The sequence below is a fragment of the Caballeronia novacaledonica genome (genome assembly GCF_900258035.1).
In the GTDB taxonomy this organism is placed as follows: Bacteria; Pseudomonadota; Gammaproteobacteria; order Burkholderiales; family Burkholderiaceae; genus Caballeronia; species Caballeronia novacaledonica.
Map to the genome: position 1 here is coordinate 228,569 of NZ_OGTP01000005.1, position 22,888 is coordinate 251,456.

The following is a 22,888-nucleotide window of genomic DNA, read 5'->3' on the forward strand; positions in this document are numbered from 1 at the left end:
GCATGTTTCACTTTAGCATGTGCTCAATCTTCAAAAGCATATGCTTGCGTAAGGATATGCCTCCCTCTCGTTGCGTGCATCATCAAAGGCCGCTGCGCGGCTGGCAGCCAGGAGCGAATGCTTGCAGCGAGCGTCCTTCTCCTGTTGCCGACGAACACGCGCATCTGCATGGGCGCGCGCGCGCCTCGTCACTGGCTTACTCCGAGGGCGAATGTCCTACATGTTTCGCCTTGGTGGGACTGCGCAACTGGCGGCGAAGGAGCGGATGTCTGAGTCGCGCATGCAACTCGCGTTGGCGGCGTCCTGGGGAATAGGGCGACGGTACGCTGTCATCGGTGCTCTCGCGTGATCTGCTGTGCGGAGTGCGATTCAGTCCTCGCGCTGCTGGCCCGGCGCTCAACTTCGCTTCGAAGGCAGCCTCGTGCTCGGTCGCTCTCTGGTGGCGGCATGCCCGTCGGCGCGCTCTTGGCAATGAGAGTGAGAGTTTTCCGCTACCGTCTTTCAAAAGTCGAACGGCCAGTTTGCTTCTGTCCGATTAACTTAGCGAGCGTTGCTTTTCGACTGATACGGCCTCGGTTTCCGCGTCTCCGATGACTTTGAGTGGGATCTCACCTACACCCGTTGCGCGCTCAATGAGCAAACTATCGCCTTCGGCAACGAGGAACTCCTGGAGGCGGCCGAAATCCCCGCACCAAAGCATTTCGACGCCTTTGTCGCGGGCGACATCGCGATTTGCGGATAGTGCTACTGCGCGAACTTGTAGTCGGCTCGATTTTGCTTGTCCACCAATTTCCACACCGTAACCAGGCAAGGCTGGGTTCTTAAGGACGACGCGGCCATCGCGCGCCCATGCGGTCTCCATGCCGTCGTTGACCTCGTAACCAAGGCGCGCGAAGCCCTTCAGAATTGCGTCGCGTCGTGCATGTGCCGCCTGGCGTTGCTGCTCTTGCTCAACAACCTTCTTGCATTCCTCCGCAAGCTGGGCAATCGCTTGCAAGGACGTTGCGGGGCCGCATTGCTCGATTCGCGTGAACAAAGCCATTGCCTCGGCGGACGTGTTTGCGCTGATCTCAGCCGCGAGCTGTTGCAGTTCTTCGATTGCCGAACGATGTGCACGGGTCGCGTCGACAGCAATAGAGAGGTCGAGTATCAGACTATCGAGCAAGAGATTACGACGCTGTTCGTTCGCCTCAGTTTCGATCGAGCGCAATTTGGCCGCAAATGTTGCGACATCAGCGTCTTCAAGGAACACTTGCGCTTCGGAAACCTGGCGGTCGACGCGGTCGTAAAGAAGGTTGTTCGAGCGTGAAATATTCGTTGCTTTCCACTCACTAAAGTCTTGAGCCGTATCCTTGCCCAACAGACTACTCGCCAGCTTTTGCTGCGCCTCGCTGATAGTCTGCGATGACTCCGGTACGAGAAGGCTGAATCCTTGAGCGAGCAGGGTGTCCGCGTTTGCGACATCCTCGCCCGATGCGATGAGGTCGAGCTTTAAAGCGAGTTCCTGTGGCACCACGATGCCTTTGGACTTGAGCGCGCCCATGAGGGTCGTCGCGCTATCGCGTCCCTGCCTTCTACGCTTTGCCGCCTGCTCCGCTTTCTCGATCGCAGCTCGTTGCCGCCGTGCGACGTCTGCCTTCAGGAACGCGATTTCATCTGGAACCTTCTTCTGCAGTTCCATGAAAGCATCGTTGGTAATCAAAGCGGTGAGTGCCTTTCGACGTTCGTGAGTCGCTGCGATCTCCTCAGCCGAAAGCTCTCGAATACGCTGCCCCGATGCGGTCCATGCGGCAATCGCCTGGTCGAGCCGGTGTAGATGAGCTTCACAGATCGCGAGAACTTCTTCGCGCGTAACGATTCGAACAACCTTCGGCCCACTCATGCTATGACCTCCGTTTTCAGGGCTGCGTCGATTGCCGCTTTCAAGCGAGCTTTTTCTGCTGCTGGCTCGTGATACCAAGCCTGGGATGAGACGCGATGCAGTGTCGGTATCGCCCGCCGCAGGACGGACGGTCGCCAGATTTCGCGCGCCCTTGCTCTTTGAAGCAGATGGTGACGCGGGGCGTCACACTCGATACCGATGGCGTACAAGCCAGTTTCCAGGTCAGCGATAGCGAAATCAAGACCGAAGGCGTCGCCTTCCTGAGCGATAGCGGGCGACAGTCCAAGCTCACGCAGATATTCGAGAACATCCGATGCAAAGCCATCGGCTTCGCCGTTTTCCTCCAACTTGAGATGAGCGCGTTCGCTGCTCATACGGCCAAGAAGCGCCCGCCCGGTTGGGAGTTCTCCATTTGACATCGCGCGTGCGTACTCCAGATAGCCTTGGAGGTAATCACGGGGGATGGCCGGCTTACGCTTGGTGTTGAGCAGGTCCGAGATATCCCGGATGGGCATCGATGTAACAAGCACGACTTTCTTTCGAGCGCGTGTCACTGCGACGTTCAGGCGACGTTCGCCGCCTTTTTGTCCGAGCACACCGAAAAAACGCTTGAACGCGCCCTGGCTGTTGCGGCCGAAGGTTGTCGAGAAGATGATGACATCGCGCTCATCGCCCTGGACGTTTTCCACATTCTTGACGAAGACGCCCATGTCTTCGCCACCGTCGGAACGATCGCTCTCTTCCCGATACGCATTTCGGAACTCCTCGTCTTCTTCTGCGCGTAGCTCCAGCCGTTCCTCAATGAGATTAGCCTGCTTAAGATTGAACGTGACGACACCTACTGACGGGCGTTGATCAAAAGGAAGCTTCCAGAGTTCCGCGAGATATTCGACCACGCGGTCCGCCTCATCAGAATTCGTCTGGCGTTCATAGATACCGTTGACCGGAATCAGCTCCAATGGCTTGATTTCCCGAATCGTCGCTTCAGGATGCCGGACCGGCACGCTGAGTTCGTTGTCGTAGAACGCGGCGTTCGAGTAACCGATCAGTTCGCGATAGGCAGAGCGATAGTGAATCTGCAAAGTGGTAACAGGGAGGGAACTACGTGCCAGTTGGAGCAGGTCAGGGCAGTCCTTAATCTCGCGACGGTTCCAGGTGTCTTCGAAGAGTTCGCGTTCTTCCTCGGTTGCGTCTTCGTCGGGCTGCTCCCCGTCGTAAATCTCCGTTTCGTCGCTGTCCGTGCGACCCGAGAAGAACTTTGCCGGCGGCATCTGCTTTTCGTCACCGCTCACAACGGAGACGCCGCCACGGAACAGCGTGGGAATGGCGTACTCAACCGGCATCTGTGACGCCTCGTCGTAGACTACTGAGTCGAACAGATTCGACTTAAGCGGCAAAACGCGGCTGGCCACGTCCGGATTCATCATCCAGACCGGGCGCAGTGTCATTAGGCCAAGGCCGGCGCCAAGTTCGACGAACTCCCGCAGACGACGAGAGCGTCTGCCGCTCAGCCGGGTGACGTCCTCCCAGTCGCGCACCGAGCCAAGCTTGCTGCGATCAATCCCGTTGCGAAGGACTTCGCGATTGAGTTGACGCATTTCATCGTCGGCACCGGCCAGTGCTTCAACCTTTGCGGCCGTCTCAGTCTGATCGAGAAGCAGTTCTGGGTTCTCCTGCTCGAAGCGACGCTTCCATCCCAGTCGTGCCTCTCGATTGATGAGGCGTCGCACTTCCCAATCGAGATCTTTGGGCGGGACACTCGCGAGAGCTGCCTCGTGGGTTCGCATGACTGCAAACAGCTCAAGCGCTTGCGCATTGAGGTGCTTTGAACGTGCGCGGAACTGTTGATAAGCGGCCAGCGTCGGCACCGCGTCGTTGATACGGTTTAGGGGCGCCTGGTAGCTCACGTTCTCTGCAATGGCGCGGCGACAGGCATCAACCAGTTCGGGCGAGATCCATTCCTCAAGTCCGCTCAGCGCGTTGAGGCTGTGCTGGCGAGCGTTGTAACGAACGAAGGCTGTCTCAAATCCGTCAAGCAGCTGTTTTACGTGAGTCTGATCGCCCGTCATCACCGCCGAATCGAATTCGTCGCCGCGCGGAGCAATTGCGAGATGCTGGGCGAGCTCGCGTACCTCTTCGAGCTGGCGCAGGCGGGCGCGGCATTCTTCGGCGAGTGTCGGCCCGCATGCCGGCTCTATTGTATCCAGGTGCAACGAGCGGCTCGTAGCGTTCAACGCTTCGCGCTTCGGACGCCACTGCTGTTCAAGGCGCGCCGCCGCTAGCAGCACACGAAGCGCATCGTCAGTCGTTGGAGCGCCACAGTTCGCAAGGTACTTTTTCAGCCCGCTGCGTCGGATGTAGGTCCCGGGATTGAGTCGACTGAAGAGCGTCGGCGCCCTGGTGGCGAGTGCGGCGCGTGCTTCGATGTCGTTAAGTTCTGCATTGCCCAACTGCGTGAGCGCTGGCGATAGCGTCTTGTCGAAGGCGGCACCATCGATTTCCGACAACTCTTGATGGAGTTGCTTCAGCACGGCGTAGTGTTGATGACCAGGTGCGTCAGCTTTGTCGGCCGGTCGAAACAGGGGCAACCATTGGGCGAGACGCTTGCGTTGGGTCTCGTCGAGGCTCACGAGGCGGCCTGCGTTTGTGTCGAGCCACGCTCGATACGGCGCAGGGTCGTCAACATCAAACCGTGCCGGATGGGCGGCGAGGGTATCGACACGTAGCTGCTCAGCCTCGCGGAAGCTCGCGAACACGGCGTTAAATTCCTCGACTGTTGCAGGATCTGTTGCAAACGACTTCAACTGTGCGAGCGCGCTACCTTCGAACTTGGCTGGGAGCCAATAGCGGGCGAGCGGGGCGCATTGCTCCTCGAGCGTTGTCAACGCAGAGATGTCGAGCCCCGCAAGCTTTGCACGAAGCTGCGGCACGCTAACTGGCGCTGAGCCCGCCTCAAGCTGGATCAGCTCGCCGAGTAAGGCGCGATAGCTCAGGCCCGTCGAGTCGTCTACGCGATGGAGCGCTTGATGTTGTCGGTCGAGTTCGCCTTCCAGCGTTTCGATTCTCGCTGCCATGCGTTCGCGTTGGCGCACCCAGGTATTGTCAAACGACGAACCTCGAATGATGGCGTCAAGCTGCTCCCGGACAGCCCTGATCGTCGGCTCGCGGTCCTTGTTCACGTCATTGACCATGACGATGCGGTCACCTAGCCCTTCCGCAACTAGCCGCTTGTGTACCACCTCCAATGCAGCGTGCTTCTGGCACACGATCAGCAGGCTCTTGCCGCGTCCAATCGCGTCCGCAACCATGTTGACAATGGTCTGGCTCTTCCCGGTTCCCGGAGGGCCCTCAACGAGGAGACCGGGACCCTTCCGAGCCTGCATGATTGCAGACTCCTGCGACGGGTCGCTGGCCACGGTCAGAAAGCGCTCGATTTCGCTGGCTGACGCTTCGGGTGTCTCGTAGGCCGACTTGTCTTTGAGACGGAGCATCGATTCGAGCGCGGTCCCGGAGGGCGACAATACCTTCAATTGGCGCAGGTCTTCACCAATCGCCTGGCCAGCGAAATCCACGTGGAAGAAGACGCCGGCACACGCAATCCGAAGTTCGCCCACCGGCACGTCGGCCGTGGGAGATGGCAGGGCGCTGAGTTGGCGACGATCGGAATTTGCCAGCAACCCAAATGCGTCGACCACATCGGCGACTTTGAGCGCCGAGCGTCCGAGTACATCGTCCGCTGCGGCCCGCCATGCCTTTACCGAGTCCCGGCCGAGCAAACCTTCGAGCGCCGGGTTCAGCCGCACTTCCTCTCGCTCTCCGTCGAATGCTAGTGCAACCTGACCGCGAGCACCTAGCTCCATCAGCAGCTTGACCGGCCAGAGCAGAACGGGTGCAATGCGCGGGCGCGAACCGCTCCGACCATCCTTGTAGTGCAGGAACGGGAACCCGAGGTAGAGGCCGTCAATGCCGGTATCCCGCTTGTACAGAGACGTCTGTCTGAAGAGCGTATTCAGCCGGTTTTCCAGCGTCGCATTGGCGCCGAAAACAGCAGGGTCCACCGAAACCGACTGCGCATTGCGCTGAAGGAGGTGCTCAAGCAGCGTCGCGCTCGAGTAACGCTCGCCGTTTAGTTCGTGGACATCCACCCGGCCAGTCGTTTTGCCAATGGTCATTCGCACCAACGGGCCGCGCAACACAGTCGTGGCGACTTTCTTCTCGAAGAACTCCAGGATTTGCGAGACGTATTGCTGCTTTTGGGGCTCCAACCACTGCTCCGCAGGCACCGAGAGCAGGACAAGCACCTCGTGCAGCGGCAAGCGGCGTTCAAGGCGGAAATGCTCAGCCCACTCGTCAATTGACCGATTCCCGGTTCGAGCGAAGCCCGCGATCCGATCGTCAACCTTCCGGAAGAGCTCTGCCCGGGCAAGCGCAAGCTCCGCCTGAGCCGCCTCCCGGTCGAACGCAAGAACTTGTTCCCGCTCGGCTACGTCAGCGGCCTGGTTGAGAATCTCCTCAACTGACCGGAACTGCGAAATCTTTGCGCTCAGAAGAACGATTAGGTCTTCCTCGCTAACAATTCTGCGCTCCGAGAGTGATAAGAGGCCCGAGTGAGTGGAGTCGGGCAGAAGGAGCCGCCGCTCTTCCCATTGCGCTGCCAACTGTGCTCGCGAAGTGGAGAGCACCCCGACGCGCACCATGTCCTCGTCTAGTTCGATGGCGTGATTGTGCGCACGCGTGCGGACTTCCTCGGCCCGCCGCCGAAGGCGCGAGAGCCATGTCTCTGTGTGCAGTCGCTCAAGGAACGAGGGTACCGAGCCCGTCACGAGGTCATAGCCCTCAAGCGGGTTTCGAAGCAGCCATCCTGGCGTAACTATGTCGCCACGCAGGATCAGTGGCATTTCCGGGTTCAGAAGCTTAAGCGCGATCATCAGACGGCAATCGTCGTCAACGCCGTCAAGTTGCACAGCCTGACGCAGGCCGGCGAGCTCCTTAGACGGAAGGCCAGCTTCTTCCGCCCATGTGGCGATCACGCCACGATTCAGGTGGTCGCGGGCTTCGTCCCAGTTTTCGCGGTCCGCAGCCGCGAGTGCAAACACGGTGGGCTTGTGATAGAGCCGTGGGCCGAGTGAGATGCTTGCGCCTTCAGCCGTATCAGTCTCGGAAATCGCTGCAGATGGCGCATCGACGTGCTTGCCTTCGAGCCAATCCTTGACTTGCGCCCACTGCCATCGCTGATGGCGGTCGCGTGCCAGCAGACCGCGCAGAAGAAGGTTAAGGGCGGGGTCAAGGTCGTCCGGGAGCGTGACCCCGTTCGCCAGCACGTGAATCAAAAACGCACGTGGATTGATACCCTCAAAGCATTTTCCCTCGGTCAACTGCTCAAGCAGGATCATGCCGAGGCTCCACCAGTCCGAAGCAGCAGCAACACCGCCGGCGATGGCTTCAGGCGCCATGTAGCGGGTCGTTTCGAGCGGAGAAACGATGTCGAGGTCGAATTCCGACAACCGGGCCGAGCCGAATCCGCTGATCACTAGATCGAGTGGCCCGCGACTCCGCACAAGCAACGTGCCCGGCCGGAGGTCACGATGCCGCAAGCCAGCTTCGGAGAAAGAGTTGAGCGCCCGTCCGAGTTCGTCGACGACATGGCGAATCGTCGCCATGTCCCGCACCGCGATACCCACGTCAGCAAGCGTGCCACCACTGAGCTCTTCGGCGACTTCATAAGCCCGGGTATCCCAACGACCGGTCGCGATGATTTCAGGGACGTGCTCACGCGGAAGGCGACGGACAACGTCGTAGACAGACGGGTCTGGCTCGGCACCGTCGCGGTAGAGCGTCAGAACCGCTTGTCGGTTGGTATCGCAGTGCTGCACTACATAGCGCTCTCGCACGCCGTCGGTACTGGAAATCTGTCTGAGAAGGCGCCAACCGTCGATTTGAGTCTCGTTCGTCTGCGGCAGCGTGGTTTCATCGTCTCGGACGACGCGCTCGACTTCGTCGGTGCCCCGGTCGCGGTGCTCATCGTCTGCTGCCGTAGCGGGGTCGGCCCCGCACTCAAGACACATCAGGTCACCGTCATTCATCGGGTGCCCGTTAGTGCACAGCAGTTGTGGCTCGACATCCGCAGAGCAATCCGCTTCGTTTCTGTCGTTGTTTGCGTGTTCGGCTGTGACCACCTCTTGGGGTCGCCACCCCGGCGCTCGAATCGGCAGGCCGGACAAGTCCCAGTTGCACGTGACTTCGGCAACGGTGCCTGCGCAGAACCATTCCTCTACAGACCGCTCGGTCTTGCAGTTCGGGCAAAAACGCATCATTGCTGACATTTCCTGTCTTATCGGTTTTGCGCTTTATCGGCGCTGATCTGGACGCTGTGGCCCTGCTTCGTCAATAGGTCTCTCAATCGCTGAAAATCGTTCCGATTCGGTATCCCCGCGAACCAGACGCTACCGTCCTCATCGAACATGACGTCCAGCGACTTATCGCCCTTGCATAGGTCGCGTTCATATTGCGAAAACCTCTCCCGACCGAGCTCCGTGAGGAAGTGCATGCGCTGATTATCGCTACCTCGCAGTGGTCGCGTATGTGGAGCATCGAGTTCGAATGGATCAGTAATGAGCGCATCGATCAAACCTTCCGTCTGCGCAAGAATGCCTGCGAGCGACTCAATGGGGTGACCGCTGTAGACGAGAATATCGCTGGAAGACCGCTCGCGCAGTGCGCGGACGAGCGCAACGAGGGCATCCGGCTGATCAAAGGGCTCGCCACCCGAGATGGTAAAACCATCCGCGTGAGGTAGCCATGTGCAAACTTGCTCCACGACCAGTTCGAGAGTGGTTTTTCCGCCAATGACGGCCCACGTATCTGCTGAAATACACCCCGGGCAGCGAATACTGCAGCCTTGAAACCATATGCCGATACGTTGACCTGGCCCCAAAGACGTAACGGGAAAGTGCAAGCGTGATAGATGGATGTCCATGGCCTAAAGCTTTTGCAACTGCAGCTCACCGCTTGAGATACCTCTAATCAGGAACCGGTCGCCCGTCTTCGCGTCCTGGTCGAACAGGCCTCGTGCGAGCGGATTGATAAGGTGGGCCTCGATCTGGTTACGGATTCCACGACCGCCATTGGAGAGGTCGCCGAGGCACCGTTGCTGAAGCGCCACTCTGGAAAGCTGTTCGAGTTCGACGGCCATACCTTGTGATGCAATATCCTCAAGCACAACGCACACCATCTGGTCGAAAATCTCTTGCGCGACGTCGTCCCGGATAAAATCGAAAACGATGATGTTCTCGCCAATCCGGTTAAGGATTTCGGGCCGGTTGAGCACCAACTTGAAGTGTCGCTCGATCTCGCCGAGCACCTTTTCCTCCATCTCATCAAGGGAATCGGTGGCAAGCGCGTTAGGCACGCGTTGGCCCAATTCGTCCTCGCGGTAGATACCGAGATTAGAGGTGAAGATGATCAATGCCTCGGAGAAGTAGACCCTGTCACCACGACCGGATGTGAGCACGCCATCATCGAGAATCTGCAGGAACTTGTCGAGAATCCGTGGGTGTGCCTTCTCGATTTCGTCGAAAAGCACCACGCTAAACGGTCGCTCTCGAATCGCATTCGTCAATTCGCCGCCGACGTCATAACCGACATACCCGGGCGGCGCACCGATGAGGCGCTGGTCTGAATGCTCCGAGCTGAACTCGGACATGTCAAAGCGAATATAGGCGCTCTCGTCTCCAAACAGAAGACCGGTGAGCGTTTTCGCGAGCTCGGTCTTTCCGACACCAGTTGGCCCGGCGAGAAATGCGACGCCGCGTGGCCGGTTGCCCTTGCGTTGCGAACCTACGCCGGTCATCGCACGCTTGACAAGGTCTAGCATATGCGTTACCGCATGAGCTTGTCCCTTCACGCGCTTGCGGATAACGGGTTCTGCGTTGCGTATCTTCTCGCGCCCAATCAGAAGCCACGGGTCCTCCGTCACGCCGACCTTGTAACGCCTCACGGCATCAGAGATTTTCTCGATGGAGACGTTTTCGACTCGGGCGAGCGTAGCGATCGCGTTCATATCGGCTAGCAACAGGCCCTCGCTTCCGTCGACAAACGCCGACTCGGCTTCCTCGAGGGTCGTCGGCGAAGCTCCCTGCGAGCCTGGTACGCCGCGCAGAAGTGCGCCCGAAAGCGCACGCCGGGCAGCGCTGTCGGGTTTGGATACCGGGATATGTCGGATGCGCGGGTTGCCGATGAGCAGCCAATCGGGCAAGTCGCCTTCCTTGTCGACGACCCAGATCACAGTGTTAAAGAAGGGACGTCGTTGCTCGCCTGCCGGACGAGCGCTGACCGCGTGCGCGAGCACGAGCGCCCGCGTAAAGAGGTTGTGTTCTGCCGCGCTCAAAGACTCCGTCCGAACAGCGAGTCGCGAGGCGAAGTCAACGACTAGCGCTATTGGTTGCCCGGTCAGGGCAGTGAGGCGCTCAAGACAAGCCGCAAGCGCATCGATCCCGCCAGGCGCGGCACCGCCGACCGGCGTCAGACCAAGACGGTGTAACGTCTCATCGCCGCGCTCATCAGCAGGCACGCGCCCTTCGGGAACAGTAAAGCCGGACACAGGATTCCAAACCACCAACTGGGCGTAACCCGCCTCCCTGAGATTGTCAGCCAGCGCGCTCACGAGAGGCTGGGCCGTTACCACCCCGGGTGCCACCTCACAGGCTTGGAGGTCGCGAACGTTTCCGGACAGAACGAACTGGCTCTTCAATGGCAGAAAGCGCAGCAGATCCCTCAACCAGCGGGGCTTCACATAGGCGGACATGGCTTCGCGAAATGCTTGGAAATAGGCCAAAACGTTATCATATCCGGTGCCCCGAGATATGCGTACCGCATGACATCGGCGATTTTCACTGCGTCTGCTGGACAATCCTCGATTAGCGAGCAGTGATTGTCTTGCGTGAGCGCGAACGTATCGTGGGCGAGATCGACCCAGGTGGCTCAAAACGACGGAGCAGGGTGCGCACTTCGGATTGGAACAGATCTCCGCCAAAGCGTCTGCAAACGTGCACTACTACTGCAACTTTCAAGCCACGAAAGCGTTAGTGGTTGCTGCCCTTGTATGCGATACTTCGCCAAAAAATAGGTCAATACGGGGCGTCGTCATGGGGTTGTCATTCAGAAAATCGGTTAAGGCGGGGCCGTTCCGCTTCAATCTCTCCGGTTCTGGCGTTGGGGTGTCTGTTGGCGTGCCGGGATTCAGGATTGGTACCGGGCCGCGCGGCAATTACGTATCAATGTCTGGCGGTGGATTCACCTACCGCACGTCGCTTGGTTCACGGAACCCTCGTCCCGCACCTCTCCCTCAGCCAACGCCTCGGTCTTCCGAAGACGCGGAGCCTCGTCAGGGCCAGCGATTCATTCCCAGCGGGAGCGCTACTGTCGCACCGCTCGAAGTCATTCAGTCGGCCGACATTCGACAACTTTCCGACACCGATTCCGCGGACTTGGTTGAGGAGATCAACACTAAGCGGAGCAAGTTCGCCGTCTGGTACTGGCCCCTCCTACTGCTTGCTGCGCTTTGGCTGAAAGTGCTACAGGCTGACGGCGATCCCAACACGGTTTTGGTTGGCGTGCTGGCGGTACTGTCGATAGTCGTTGGCATCGGGTGCTTTTGGCTGTACATGTGGGATGAAGCCCGCCGAAGCATCGTGCTCTTTTTCGATTTTGACGACAGCGCAGCACAGACGTACGAACATGTTCTGAGTGCCTTTGAAGAGCTGCGGAGTTGCCGCGCATCATGGCGTATTTTGGCAAGCGGACGAGTGCTTGACGGACGATATAACGCTGGCGCAGGGGAGACGCTCAAGCGTAAGACTGCATCACTTGGCACGGGAGGGGTCAAGCATGTTAAATGCAACATCGACGTGCCTTGGTTGTCGGCAGGCTCCAATACGTTCTACTTCTACCCGGATCGCATCTTCATAGTCAGCGGGAAACAGGTGGCTGTGTGTACGTACGAGTTGTTGGGTGTGGGCGCACGATTGACAAGGTTCATTGAGACAGACGGGGTCCCGTCCGACTCTCAGGTCGTCGGACAAACTTGGCGCTTCGTCAACAAGAATGGCTCGCCAGACCGCCGTTTCAAGGACAATCGCCAGATTCCGATAGCACAGTACGAAGAGCTACAGTTGTCGTCGGCGCAAGGCATACAAGAGCTCTACCAGTTCTCGAGAGTTGGCACGGCTGGGTCTTTCGCGGACTCGTTGTCACAGCTTGGCCGATACGGACAAAGTTCCGCAAGCGCATCCATCGGTCGTCGCGTACGAATTTGACTTGAGGAGATTGTGGCAACATGAAAGAGTCGAAAACCGACGTCTGTCCTGGTTGCCCTTTGTCGCAGAGCGAGCGATTGTTTCCGGCGGGGGCGCGGGAGCCGAGGCTTCGGAGCCGCAGGCGGCTGAGGTTCGAGAGGTGTCGGAAATAGGGTGGCGGCAAAGAATGGTGCATCCAACAAAGCCGAAGCCAGCAAAGAAATCGCCAAAGATGACCGCGCCTTTCCAATCGGTGATGAACGCAGCCTGTCGTCGGGGCGTAGCTGCAATCCGGGGTGCGGCTGTTCTCAAAGATCGCGCGATTCGCAGCGCAGCCACGCGACACGAATGCAGAAATGGAGCGCAGCCGGGACGATGCGCAAACGCCACAATCCCATCGTCAGATTGCCCCGGTCCTCTCAGGCGTTGCAGCCGTCCGTTTGCCGCTCAGCCAACACCCGGTTGCGCCAGGTCCGGGCGACGCTAGTTCCGATTCGTTCGAACTCAACCCCATTTGCAATGCACTCGAGGCAATGCAATTCCTGCAGGGCGCCTTCGCCGCAGCGCTTGCCAAGCCGTTCGGCGAATCTCAGCTCTGCTCCGAGCTTCCGCTTGCGAAGCTCTTCGCATATCCAATCGGCGGCTGCTTGCCATTCAGTTGGACGAGCTTCTTCGGCGACACCCAACATCATCTCAGCATTTGCTTCGTCGAATGCATTGGAATGCAGAATTTCTTGGACTTCGCGCAGTACATCATCAGCACTCCAGTTCGGCTTCTGCACGGCAGAACGCCAATCGGGAAAACGCTCTGAGATGGCTTCGACGAGCGCTGGCATGTCGAAGTCGCGCCAAAATCTCGGTAGCGGCCTGTACGCAAATTCGAACGCGAGAAACAGGTGGCCCGCGTTCACGTGGGCGTCTCCGAGGCCACAGTCGGTCATGAAATCGATAATGGCTTTTGCTACTTCGTTGTGAGTGTTCGTGGCAGCTTGTTGGTTAGGTTCTATGGTGCTCATGATGTTGCGTGTGTGATTGCGAGAGATGCCAGGCGAGTTCGTCAACTATCTTGTCAATACGTGAGTTCTCGCTGGCGATCGTTGGCACGGAAAAACATGCGCGACTTTGGATCGCGCACGCTGCGTTCAGTATTCGTCCCGCCGACCCAGCATGTCATCGAAGGTGATGTCGCCTCGATGCAGGATAAACGACGTCACATCCAACTCGCACACTGGGTTTCCGGCAGTGACCTCGAGCAAAGCAACTGCCAAGTTGTTGAAGCTGCTGCACGGAAATCCAATGAGACCATGTTCAGGTTCAAGTTCCTCGAACGGCGGCTTATCAGACCCGGTGATGATGTCCACGAGCGGATTGCCCGTAGGCTTGAATCCTTCCGCAGCCCGTCGAGCTGGAGTCACGCCATCTTTTACCGCGTGCGCCAAAGCATCGAGCCAGTCGTCGAGCATCGCGTCAGAGAACGCGCCACCGTGCGCCTCGGCGGATTCGCCGGTGAAGTGGAGATTTCGACCCTCCGACATGTGGCAGACTCTTTCGTAGTATTCCCATTGCTCTTTCTCCAACGATGCGCGGTTGAAGCCGGCACGCCCGAGCCGTCGACGAAGAGTATCCGCAGTGGTCGAGTATACAAATTGCGTATCGACTACTTCGGCATCTAGCTCGTCGATGGGCGTACCGTAGATGAGCGGGTCGCGCTGGTCCCTTCGCCGGCACCGAATGATTCGGTCTTCGGGCCGGAAGCGCCAGCGGTTGTAGCTGTTGACAGTGCTTGCAATCGGAAAGCCCCCGATAGTGGCGTGTACGATGCAATCCATTTCAGTTTCCTTTATTCAGTTTCCGAACGAGTGCTGCATTGGCGGAAGCGGCGAAGCAATCGTGCGATCCGCGCTACAAGAGCAGCAGCCTTGTTAGATGTATGAGACGCGTGGTGGGTCCGCGTTGCAACCCGCGACCGGTGCGTTTAGCCGATGCGTCGACCGAGCAATGAGCGGCCAGGGACTGTCATCGACTAAACCGGCCCGATGTCAGATGTCATCCGCGAAGTGGCAGGTGGCGTCGTCCTCTTGATGGCAGCTCTTTTTGCGAAGCCTAAGGTCGTCGAACGTTGTGTCGCCTTGATATTGGACAAACAAGGACACCTCTTGCTCGCATACAGCGTTGCCCGGGGTGACCTCCAAGAGAGCCACCGCCATGTTGTCTATCGAGGTGCACGGGAACCCGGAAAGGCAGTGCTGTGGCAAGAGGTCGTCACTGGTCGGATGGTCCGAGCCGGTGATGATGTCCACGAGGACGTTGGTGGGCGTTGTGCACCGTCGCGAGACGAAAGTCACGCCTTCCTTGATGGCCTTCGTGAGCGCCTCGAGCCAATCGTCCAGCGTGGCAGCTCGGAATGCGTCAGCACGAGCGTGTGCCCTTTCGGCATCGGGATAGCTGCTAAAAAACATGTTTCCTGACTCCCCACAAGCCGCTTGGTAGTGCTTCAGGAACTCCTGCTCCAACGTTGACCGAGTGAAGCCTGCGCGCCCAAGACGCCGGCGGAGAACATCGGCGGTCACGGAATATGCGAAATCAATCTCGAGCTGCTGGGCTTCCAGTTGGGTTGTGGGCAAGCCCTGAAGGTGGGGATTGCGCTGGTCCTTTCGTCGGGACCGGATGATTCTGTCCTCCGGCCTGAAGCGCTCCCACACAGTGTATGAACGGCGCATCGTGGTCAGCGGATAACCACCAATCGTGATTGTTGAACTGCAAGTCATGCGTTTACCTCTGCAAATGAAAAATGCGACGACGAAACAGAGGTGTTTTCCGAATCGGAGGGCATCACTCTGCGCGTTTACGTCCTCGTGTCTCGACGGCTGTGTCGAAACCGCACGCAAACGTGGCGTGCTCAAGGGCGCGATCTGGGCGAGATCAGTCGGTCGGCACCCGGCGGAAAGCGCGGGTCGCATTTTTCGAAGGGAAACGCAAGACTTCTTTCATTGATGAAACGGAGTAAAGGGCTCAGCGCGAGGCGACGCGATGATGGTTAAAGGCTTTCGCGCCACTGATTATTCGCATCCTCGGGGGGGCATGGTTTGTAGCGCTCGATGTGTGTACTATAACACGAAATTCTACAATTACAAGTAATTAATGTGATAAATTCCACAAATAGGCGATTTTAATGAAAAATCTCCCTGTAAATAAGCGGTGTTTTTGCAGTAGGCGGTTGTTGCGCTGACAGCGCGCGCCGATCGCGAAGACGGCTGCATGCTCGGGTCGTCATGCCCTGCTTGCGAGCGGCGATGTGGAGATGGCACTTCGTGTGACAGTCCGCCATGAACGGCGATCGCGCTAGCTCTCGGCCCCGCGCAAATGCCGCACACTCTCGCGAGAATGGGGCGCGGCTCATGTCGTATCCCGGCGGGGTTTCTGACGCTGCCGGCGCGGTGCCGCTGGTGACTATCGAGGCGATCCAGCGAAGAAGAGCGCCGTGACAAACAGCAGCCACGACGCGGGCCTGGACGAAGCGGGCGGCGGCGAAGTGGGTGGCGCCAAAAAAGCCGGCAACCAGGCATGCGGTGTCGAGGTCGGCAGCTGCGAATAAGGCAAAAGGCGAAGAAGAGCGCTACAGCAGGGCAGGTAAAAAGGCGCCGGCGAAGTAGGCGCATGAGAGCGAAGAAGCGCCGTCCCTGGTTGCGGGGTCAGCGAGACGAAACGGGCGTGGCGACGACAGCATGACCTGTCGGTCCTGCTCCAACCGCATCAACGATCTGCGCGACACGAAGACAACCCCCCAACGAACAAGAATTCTGCGCCGGTTCGTCCCCGCGGCCGATCGCAACGCGATTGTCCCAATCAACCTTCGCTTGCCTGCGTTCGCCGAAGCCCGACGGCACTGCAGGCTTCGATGTGCGCTCGCAACCTCGTTTAGAGCAATTACTCTAATCGGAATATCGATTAGTAATTGATCGGAGATTTTTCGCACCGAGTATTTCACATGGTCTTTTCAAGCGCCAGAAAGCTTTTCAACTGTAATGCTCTGCCCTTAGAATTCAACTCATACCTTAATCGATCGATTCTCGAGAAGTCTGTTGCTGGGATTTTTCAAAAAAGATCACGAAGATTGAAAATTTTCTGCCAATACATGTTTTACGTCACGACTGCTCTCATTACGTTCTTCGTTAGCCCTCTCTGTCTTAAGCGAGAGGCGCACAGGTTTCGCCGTTCCCTTGATCTTCAGCGCACCGAGAAGTTGGCCTTTTTGAGCCGGCGGCGTGCTGTCCATCCATTCAAAGGGAGTAGAACCGATGTCCGTAGTGTTTGTCGCATGCAAGGGCCTTCAGAAGTTCAACGGAATCGTTGATGATGATTTTCGACGGTCACACTTTGAGGTAGACGCGGTCGAAGTAGAAGTAAACACTGATTGGCCATGCCTTGCCGACGGGCTCGAAGCCGGCGCCGTCTATATGTACGAGGAAGACGGTCGGTTTGGCTTCAAAAGCAGGCTCGATTTTTTCGTGAACCTGAACGAGCTCGCCGCTTTCGTTGGCTATGATTGTGGGATGCCGCCTGAGGATGACCCGAAACCGTTTCGCGAACTGTTTCGGTGGCGAGGCGAAGGAATCATTGGCCCGGTTGTCTCCGCAAAGTTGGCGGCTGATTTCGCTGAATGGGACGAGCCGATTAAGGCGCTCGGGGATGATGACTTCTATAAATTTTACCTGCATATGCGAAAGATTTTTGGGTTCGCAATGAACGATGGGTGCGTGTCCCTCCAAGTCGTGACCGAACGGCAAGTCGCTTGTTAAATCGCTTCCCCTCATGGGGTCGCAATGAGGCCACGACCGCCCAACGCGCCACAATGACGCCGTGCAACGTGGGGATTTCGACTGGCCGCCGTCTGCTGCAACCGGGTGGCGTGGTCGAAATCGCCGAGAAGGCGGCGGCGAAAAGGACTACGGCAAAGAAAGTTGCTCGTGATGCGAAGAAACTCGGCGTACCGGCATCGAAAAATGCCTTGCATCTGCAGCAGTATTTTGCCCCGCAAAAATCTCCCGTTCCACTCGGGAGTTTCTCGACCCGTCATGCCCCTCCAATCGCGTTATACATTAGGCGACGTTTGATTCAGCTCGATCGTCGACGCGCCTTCTACCGCGCAAAGCGGGCGGCGTGTTCTTAATCTCAATACATAGGAATGTGTCATGCCGGTTTTTTTCGTTGCACGCAAAGGATTGAAGAAGTTGGATTCGAAGTTCGTACAGACATCTGGGCGATGAGCGTGGACAACCTCACCGAGGTGATTGGCAATCCAGACCCAGTGCATCTGGGCCATTGAGGAAGCGCATCGCGGATCGCTGTTGCGGAGCAAAATCTGTGAGCACTTTGGTCGTGCTCCAACGAAATCTAGTAATAGGGTGAAGCAATATGGCAAGTATTAACGTGACTGGCGACCGTAGAGAGTCCATTGCAACTGCCGGCTTGGTACCATTGTCTTGTTTCGACCGAAGGCCCGAGGGAACGGTCGAAATGTCGGATGCCACTCCGGTGTTGACGTGCCGGTTCCAATCCTCTGACGCCGACCGCATCAAGACGGATTGCAGCCCGTCGCACGTTATCGTTGGCTATATTGGCGAAATCAGACTGATGCTGATTCAATTTCAGTTTGGCGACGTTCAGGTCTGTTGGCTTGCGGAGTTAGCTGTCCCGGTAATCTGGGGAGCAGTGGAAAAGTGGCGGCAGGAAGGACGAGTTCCGATGGCGTTTTACACCGGCGACGGTGAGCATGTAGCTAAATCGCTTTGTGTCGATATGACACCGAACTCCCTGCCAATGCCTTCGGCCTGGGTTGAGCCGGACCCAAATGAACCGGACGCCGCGGGGCAATTTTTCATCTCCGAAGCTATGCAGTTGGCCTCCTGAGCATCGTCCCTGCGGGTGATCGAGCGCGCAGGGACGAACCTGGCGGATGTCCCAAGTTCCCGAGCGTCAAACACCCGCATCGCGCTGGTGCCATTTTGTTATCAGGCGGTAGTCTGGGACAGGGCAATATGGCTGCATCTCGGGGCTACGAGGCGAGGCCAGCGGCCAAGACTCGCGGGGACTTGGCGATCCAGAGTCGTCATCCCCAGTGCCGCCGACCGAATTCACGCAGGTGGTGAAGGGTCTCAATGCCGCCGATGTGCGCATAGTCAAACCGCTGTCCGTGCAGATCGGTCAGGTCAACCGTGATACTGGCCCTGATGAACTTGCTTGCATTGTCCTCTATGCGGTCCACAAGATACTGACGCCGCCGAGCCGGATTTCGTATCTCCCAGCGCGGCTCCGAAATATCGTGAGCGAACGCGTTCCGAATTTGGCAGACGAGTTCTGCGAAGTGCTCGTCCTCGGTTTCCGGTAGGTTCCCGTTGCGCGCCAGCAAAGACACTCCGGTCGCTGCCTCAAATTCTTCTCTACACCGATTTAGCGTGATCGCCGCAGCACCGAATGCAACGGACAGTTGGTTGGCGCAAGCCAGGTGCAAATCGTCAGCCGAGTCGAAAATCCGGTCGGGTAGAACCCAGATGCCTGGTCCTTCAATTGTCAGGGGCTGGTCAAGCTCGCCAAGGTTCAGTTTTCCCTGTTCAACGTATTCGAGTAGCTTGGCTGCGAAAGCCAGTTGGGTAAATGCCGCGTCCAGAAAGTTCATGATATGGTGAGCGCCCGATGCGCAGGAAAATCGTAATTGTTGCCCAAGAATAACTGGAATCCGGTGCCCGATAAAAGCTCGATGGGTTGACGCCTTTTTTGTTGGGCCGACGCGCGCGAGGCGATGGGAAAGGTCGCGGTCCGAGCCGGGCATCGACTAACGTACAGGCCTTACGTCAAAGAGTCGGCGAAAGGTAGCCATCAACCTGCTCAGTCGATGGAAGGCGTTTGACAACCGCTCCTACTGTAGTTGCAGTCGTGCAATATCATCGCCGGAGACTCCTGGGACGCGATTAGCCGATGTTAAACTAAAGCTTATGCCTACCGCCAAAAGAAGACCGGATCAGCACATCATCGACCAAGAGGGACAACAGCTCCTTCGCGAGAAACTTCCAAAGTCTTGGATTCTTCGCGAGTACCGGCCCGACTACGGTCTGGACTACAGCGTCGAGGTATTCAAGACGTTGGAGCCAGTGGAGGGGAGGCGGCCTATGCACGAAACGCTGGGCGAGCACTTCTTCGTGCAACTCAAGAGCATCGACGATCCAGATATCGGCTCCCTTGACATATACGCGCGCGGCAATGTCGAGAAGGCGCGCGAGCAGCTCGACCGCAAAGACAAGGTCGCGACGATTGACACCTACCGATTCTCACTTGAGACAACGGAGTTAGTGACCGTCGAGCGAATGGGCATTGGCGTTCCCGTCCTGTTGGTCATCGCGGATCTGAAAGCCCGGCGCTGTTGCTTCGTCTGTCTGAATGACTACATCGACAAGATCCTGATTCCGCGACACGATGACTATCGAACGAAGGGACATCGCACGGTGCATGTTCCCGTAGCAAACGACATCGGCAGCGCGAGAGGCATTATTGCCCTGCGCTGGTATGCGAAGCGACCAAAGCTGCTCGCAGCCTTCCAACGATTTACGTACCAGTTCTCCGAGCTACAGTGGGCCGCCGAAGGCAACTGGGAAGAGCTCGCTCGCTACTTCGGAGGGCGGAACTCCGAGTACGATTTCTGGGACGACACTGAAATGTGCAACCCGATTCCATACCATGCGAAAGGTCTCCGGCGTTTCTTGATGGAGGGTCGGCCGCACTACTTCCATCCTGAAGACGCGGTATTCGCCGCGCTTCCCGAGGAGGAGCAGGCCGCGTGGAAGCGGAACGATGTGTTCGAACTGTGGCGATCCCTTGCGTTGCTGCCAAAGACCTATGAAGATGTGTGGCGCGAGTGGTTCTTGCCAACCGCCCTTGGCCACCACACCTCGTAAATCTACCGGACGGGATGTCAATCGTTTGCGTTCGACGGTGAACGAGTAACGAGCCATCGCGGACGGGTCGCTACAATGCGCAAGGACGTTGCCTTGACGGATTCAACATGCAAGCCAAAATCGAATCTCATTGTCCCTCTTGCGGACGCACAGATAAGCCGCGCCCCGATGGTGCTGAGCCGGTTTCGATTGATGGGGAAAGGTGGTGTTCGTGGTGCGCTGCTATCCGGCAAACGCCAAGCGGCGCGATGTATATCGAACGCCCGAGTCCAGGTCGGATGACCGATGGTGGTCTGCCGGACGACTCCCTTGACGCGTGGCTGGACTGTTATGAGATGAAGCCGAAGAAGCGAATCAGGAAAGATGACGCGAAGGCTGAAGTTCAACGGGCGTGGGCGCTATGGGATGGCGATAAAACGACTGGACAGCCAATGTTCCTGTTTTATCTTTGGCTCGCCCGACAAAGACCTTATTTCCTGACATTTCGGGCGAAAGGCGACCCTTGGCAAGCGGTGCATAGCTGGCTCATTCAGTACGAAGACCGTAAGGGCTGCCGCGCATAGACGCGGCAGCCTTTTCTTGTGACGCTGGGTTCGTGGATCTCGCGTTCGCGACAGAAAGGTGCCCACCTGTTCGCCAGCTTCGCGGCCGAAAAGATATGCATCTTATACGGAGCCGGCTAACCGGAGCCGGTTTTCGAAACCGTTTGCACATACGTATTGAGCGCTGACGCCCGTCCAACCCGAGCCGTTCTCAATTTGCTAAAACGCGGATGTACGTCCGAGGTGGTGCCAACGACACGACGTCCGAAGGCCGGCCGGAGAAGCGCGATCACTTGCTCGACTGGGAATCGCTGTAACGCGACGGAGCAAAAAGGATCTCCACGACCGGGCGGGGCGCGAGCATGTCGGCCAGAATCTGACCGAACTCGAAGAGCGACCGACCGGAATTGAGAGAGATCTGTTCGTCTTCGTCTATATTGGAAAAGCTGGCACGAAGCGTCCCACGAGCCTATCAGTCGGTACGTCGGCTACCTGTGCGGCCGTGATCTATGCGAGCGCGGTTTCGCTCTCCGGCGGTTGCGAAATGAGCCCGCCCCGCAAGGAGATTTTCGTTTAGACACTTTATGCTTGAATCCTGTTCGATAGGCCAAGTTATGCTTTCCTGCCGCGATCGCAGCCGCCGCGAGAGCCCTATGAACGGACAGCTTATGCTTTAATTCGCGGACGCCTTTTATCTAACGGCACAGTCTATGACGCCGACTCGCTGCTTCGGGGGCTTTTCGGGGGCAATAGAGCGTTTTCCAGTCGAGCCATCTCGGCATCGTTCTGGCTCCGTCAAGCCACCGTGAGTAGATTCGCAGAAACATCTCGACCGTGTGACCAACCTGGCACGCGCAGAACGCGGGCGTCATGCCCGCCATCAGCATGCTGGTGGCGGGCATGACGCATGCTGTACGGGCGCCGAGCGCAGCCCCAGTCGCTTGAGGATGCGCGCCCAATACACGCGCTGGAACGCCTCCTCGCTGTGCCATGGTTTGCCCGTGCGCGGGTCCTGGAACACGCGTCCGCCGGCCACTTGCGTGAAGGCGCGTTGACGCTGCAAGGCGGCGTGCGAGCGGCTTTTCAGGCGCACGAGTCGCGCCTCCGCCGTCTTGGTGCGGTTCTTCTCCTCGCCGGCCACCAAGACACGTTCGATCGCGATCGTGTTGTCCTTAAATCCACGAAGCGCCATTCCAGCCCGTTGATCTCGGACGTGCGCAGCCCCGACCAGAACCACACTTCGATGTAGTTGTGGATCTGCGGGTCGACGTTCGCCGCGTCGGCGATGATCGCTTCCGACTCCTCGCGCGAGAACGGATCGGTCGGTTGGCGCTGATGCTTGGCGCGCGAGACGGCTTCGGCGATGTTGGTCGGCATGAGCTGATCGGCGACGGCGACGGCGACGCCAAGCGCCAACCGCAGCACGGAGACGTAGTTGTTGATGGTCTTGCCGGAGAGTTCGCGGCGGCTGGCGATGGCGGTGAGGATGTGCGAGAGCTTGAGCGCGGCGAGCGGCAGTGTGCCCAGCTTACAACCTCGGTTGTCGCAGGACGCGTGGCACCAGAACTTGACGGCGGCGTCGTAGCCGATGCGCGTGGAAGTTTCGATGCGCGTCATGTCGAGCCATTGCGTGAGCCAGCTCTCGATGGTGGGCTCGGCGCTCGCATCGCCCTTTGTTCTTCGCTTCGTTCGAGGTGGCTTTTCCGGCGATTCTTCAGCCGGCTGCGGCACCGCCTCGTGCGTCCGTGGTGGTTTCAGCGGTGGCTCGAGCGGCGCGCCGATCGCCGGCGCGTGCGACGCCGACAGTCGCTTGACCGGCGTGGCGCCTTGCGGAAAGTACTCGGCCATGTCGAAGGCGCCGGCTTTGATGCGCGTGCAGATTTCGCCGATGAGCCGGTTGGCGTACTTGATGTTCGCCGGCGTCGGCGGCACCGCCACGCCGTCGATCATGAGCGTGGTCCGATAGCGCACGCCGTCTGCTGTGAAGCTCAGGCGAATGGAGGTCGCGCGGACTTCTATGCCTCCTGTTGTTCTACCGGCCATCCGGCGCGCGCCGGTATTCGCGTGCCTCGATCGACCGGCCTTCTTCGATCTTGCGGCGGATGGCTTTCTCGGAGAGACCGGTGAGGGCGGCGGCCAGCGGAATCGTCACGTAGTTCGCATTTGCCGTTTGCTTGGCTGGGTTAGCCGGTTGCGTGCGTATGATAAGTGATCCTTATAGTG

Annotated in this window: 16 protein-coding genes; 6 read left to right on the top strand and 10 right to left on the bottom strand. The window is 58.3% G+C overall.

The genetic code is table 11. From position 1 onward, the window contains the following. Positions 1 to 535: 535 nt before the first annotated feature. From NOV72_RS10610 to NOV72_RS10625, 4 genes are read right to left on the bottom strand one after another with little or no spacing between them, the layout of a single operon-like run. The gene (locus tag NOV72_RS10610; RefSeq protein WP_106854537.1) at positions 536 to 1,882 is read right to left on the bottom strand and encodes a hypothetical protein; all 1,347 of its coding nucleotides are present in this window, start codon (positions 1,880 to 1,882) and stop codon (positions 536 to 538) included. After that, positions 1,879 to 8,196: an AAA domain-containing protein gene (locus NOV72_RS10615; protein WP_106854621.1), complete on the bottom strand. Its 6,318-nt coding sequence runs from the start codon at positions 8,194 to 8,196 to the stop codon at positions 1,879 to 1,881. Before NOV72_RS10615 ends, NOV72_RS10610 begins: the two co-directional genes overlap by 4 nt. 17 nt (positions 8,197 to 8,213) lie before the next feature. Beyond that, positions 8,214 to 8,858 (bottom strand): 4Fe-4S single cluster domain-containing protein, encoded by a 645-nt coding sequence (locus NOV72_RS10620; RefSeq protein ID WP_106854538.1) that lies wholly within the window; start codon positions 8,856 to 8,858, stop codon positions 8,214 to 8,216. A gap of 3 nt (positions 8,859 to 8,861) precedes the next feature. Continuing rightward, on the bottom strand, positions 8,862 to 10,685 hold the full coding sequence (locus NOV72_RS10625) for an AAA family ATPase (protein WP_106854539.1): 1,824 nt from the start codon (positions 10,683 to 10,685) through the stop codon (positions 8,862 to 8,864). 340 nt (positions 10,686 to 11,025) lie between these two features. Between NOV72_RS10625 and NOV72_RS10630 the strand changes: the two genes are divergently transcribed. Further along, on the top strand, positions 11,026 to 12,195 hold the full coding sequence (locus NOV72_RS10630; protein WP_106854540.1) for a DUF4236 domain-containing protein: 1,170 nt from the start codon (positions 11,026 to 11,028) through the stop codon (positions 12,193 to 12,195). 398 nt (positions 12,196 to 12,593) lie between these two features. On the opposite strand, the gene NOV72_RS10635 is transcribed toward NOV72_RS10630, so the two are convergent. The 3 genes from NOV72_RS10635 to NOV72_RS10645 all read right to left on the bottom strand — a co-directional run bounded on the left by NOV72_RS10635 (position 12,594) and on the right by NOV72_RS10645 (position 14,942). After that, positions 12,594 to 13,190: a hypothetical protein gene (locus NOV72_RS10635; RefSeq protein WP_106854541.1), complete on the bottom strand. Its 597-nt coding sequence runs from the start codon at positions 13,188 to 13,190 to the stop codon at positions 12,594 to 12,596. Between the two features lie 126 nt (positions 13,191 to 13,316). After that, positions 13,317 to 14,003 carry a HEPN/Toprim-associated domain-containing protein gene (locus NOV72_RS10640; RefSeq protein ID WP_106854542.1) on the bottom strand — a complete coding sequence of 229 codons (687 nt, stop codon included), beginning with the start codon at positions 14,001 to 14,003 and terminating at the stop codon, positions 13,317 to 13,319. Positions 14,004 to 14,213: 210 nt separating this feature from the next. Continuing rightward, a complete protein-coding gene (locus NOV72_RS10645; RefSeq protein WP_106854543.1) occupies positions 14,214 to 14,942 on the bottom strand; it encodes a HEPN/Toprim-associated domain-containing protein in 729 nt (242 codons plus the stop codon). Positions 14,943 to 16,472: 1,530 nt separating this feature from the next. Here NOV72_RS10645 and NOV72_RS10650 point away from each other — a divergent pair. The 3 genes from NOV72_RS10650 to NOV72_RS10655 all read left to right on the top strand — a co-directional run bounded on the left by NOV72_RS10650 (position 16,473) and on the right by NOV72_RS10655 (position 18,084). Beyond that, entirely contained in the window at positions 16,473 to 16,973 is a 501-nt protein-coding gene (locus NOV72_RS10650; protein ID WP_106854544.1) for a hypothetical protein, read from the top strand. 53 nt (positions 16,974 to 17,026) lie between these two features. Continuing rightward, the gene (locus NOV72_RS31890; RefSeq protein WP_146149982.1) at positions 17,027 to 17,344 is read left to right on the top strand and encodes a hypothetical protein; all 318 of its coding nucleotides are present in this window, start codon (positions 17,027 to 17,029) and stop codon (positions 17,342 to 17,344) included. Between the two features lie 347 nt (positions 17,345 to 17,691). Further along, positions 17,692 to 18,084 (top strand): hypothetical protein, encoded by a 393-nt coding sequence (locus NOV72_RS10655; RefSeq protein WP_106854545.1) that lies wholly within the window; start codon positions 17,692 to 17,694, stop codon positions 18,082 to 18,084. 199 nt (positions 18,085 to 18,283) lie between these two features. Here NOV72_RS10655 and NOV72_RS10660 read toward each other — a convergent pair whose 3' ends face one another. Next, a complete protein-coding gene (locus NOV72_RS10660; protein WP_106854546.1) occupies positions 18,284 to 18,850 on the bottom strand; it encodes a hypothetical protein in 567 nt (188 codons plus the stop codon). A gap of 316 nt (positions 18,851 to 19,166) precedes the next feature. On the opposite strand from NOV72_RS10660, the gene NOV72_RS10665 reads away from it, so the two are divergent. After that, positions 19,167 to 20,123: a DUF4365 domain-containing protein gene (locus NOV72_RS10665; protein WP_106854547.1), complete on the top strand. Its 957-nt coding sequence runs from the start codon at positions 19,167 to 19,169 to the stop codon at positions 20,121 to 20,123. 107 nt (positions 20,124 to 20,230) lie between these two features. Continuing rightward, the gene (locus tag NOV72_RS31895) at positions 20,231 to 20,686 is read left to right on the top strand and encodes a hypothetical protein (protein WP_146149984.1); all 456 of its coding nucleotides are present in this window, start codon (positions 20,231 to 20,233) and stop codon (positions 20,684 to 20,686) included. Positions 20,687 to 21,748: 1,062 nt separating this feature from the next. Here NOV72_RS31895 and NOV72_RS10680 read toward each other — a convergent pair. Together NOV72_RS10680 and NOV72_RS10685 are read right to left on the bottom strand one after the other, a co-directional pair. Further along, positions 21,749 to 22,708 (bottom strand): Arm DNA-binding domain-containing protein, encoded by a 960-nt coding sequence (locus NOV72_RS10680; RefSeq protein WP_106854550.1) that lies wholly within the window; start codon positions 22,706 to 22,708, stop codon positions 21,749 to 21,751. Then, positions 22,698 to 22,868, bottom strand: coding sequence for an excisionase (locus NOV72_RS10685; RefSeq protein WP_106854551.1), 171 nt, complete (start codon positions 22,866 to 22,868; stop codon positions 22,698 to 22,700). The genes NOV72_RS10680 and NOV72_RS10685 overlap by 11 nt, the downstream gene beginning before the upstream one ends. Positions 22,869 to 22,888: the final 20 nt, after the last annotated feature.

Coding starts and splice junctions, on each gene's coding strand:
- NOV72_RS10610 (WP_106854537.1), bottom strand. CDS start 1,882: ATGAGTGGGCCGAAGGTTGTTCGAATCGTTACGCGCGAAGAAGTTCTC.
- NOV72_RS10615 (WP_106854621.1), bottom strand. CDS start 8,196: ATGATGCGTTTTTGCCCGAACTGCAAGACCGAGCGGTCTGTAGAGGAA.
- NOV72_RS10620 (WP_106854538.1), bottom strand. CDS start 8,858: ATGGACATCCATCTATCACGCTTGCACTTTCCCGTTACGTCTTTGGGG.
- NOV72_RS10625 (WP_106854539.1), bottom strand. CDS start 10,685: ATGTCCGCCTATGTGAAGCCCCGCTGGTTGAGGGATCTGCTGCGCTTT.
- NOV72_RS10630 (WP_106854540.1), top strand. CDS start 11,026: ATGGGGTTGTCATTCAGAAAATCGGTTAAGGCGGGGCCGTTCCGCTTC.
- NOV72_RS10635 (WP_106854541.1), bottom strand. CDS start 13,190: ATGAGCACCATAGAACCTAACCAACAAGCTGCCACGAACACTCACAAC.
- NOV72_RS10640 (WP_106854542.1), bottom strand. CDS start 14,003: ATGGATTGCATCGTACACGCCACTATCGGGGGCTTTCCGATTGCAAGC.
- NOV72_RS10645 (WP_106854543.1), bottom strand. CDS start 14,942: ATGACTTGCAGTTCAACAATCACGATTGGTGGTTATCCGCTGACCACG.
- NOV72_RS10650 (WP_106854544.1), top strand. CDS start 16,473: ATGTCCGTAGTGTTTGTCGCATGCAAGGGCCTTCAGAAGTTCAACGGA.
- NOV72_RS31890 (WP_146149982.1), top strand. CDS start 17,027: ATGACGCCGTGCAACGTGGGGATTTCGACTGGCCGCCGTCTGCTGCAA.
- NOV72_RS10655 (WP_106854545.1), top strand. CDS start 17,692: ATGTCGGATGCCACTCCGGTGTTGACGTGCCGGTTCCAATCCTCTGAC.
- NOV72_RS10660 (WP_106854546.1), bottom strand. CDS start 18,850: ATGAACTTTCTGGACGCGGCATTTACCCAACTGGCTTTCGCAGCCAAG.
- NOV72_RS10665 (WP_106854547.1), top strand. CDS start 19,167: ATGCCTACCGCCAAAAGAAGACCGGATCAGCACATCATCGACCAAGAG.
- NOV72_RS31895 (WP_146149984.1), top strand. CDS start 20,231: ATGCAAGCCAAAATCGAATCTCATTGTCCCTCTTGCGGACGCACAGAT.
- NOV72_RS10680 (WP_106854550.1), bottom strand. CDS start 22,708: ATGGCCGGTAGAACAACAGGAGGCATAGAAGTCCGCGCGACCTCCATT.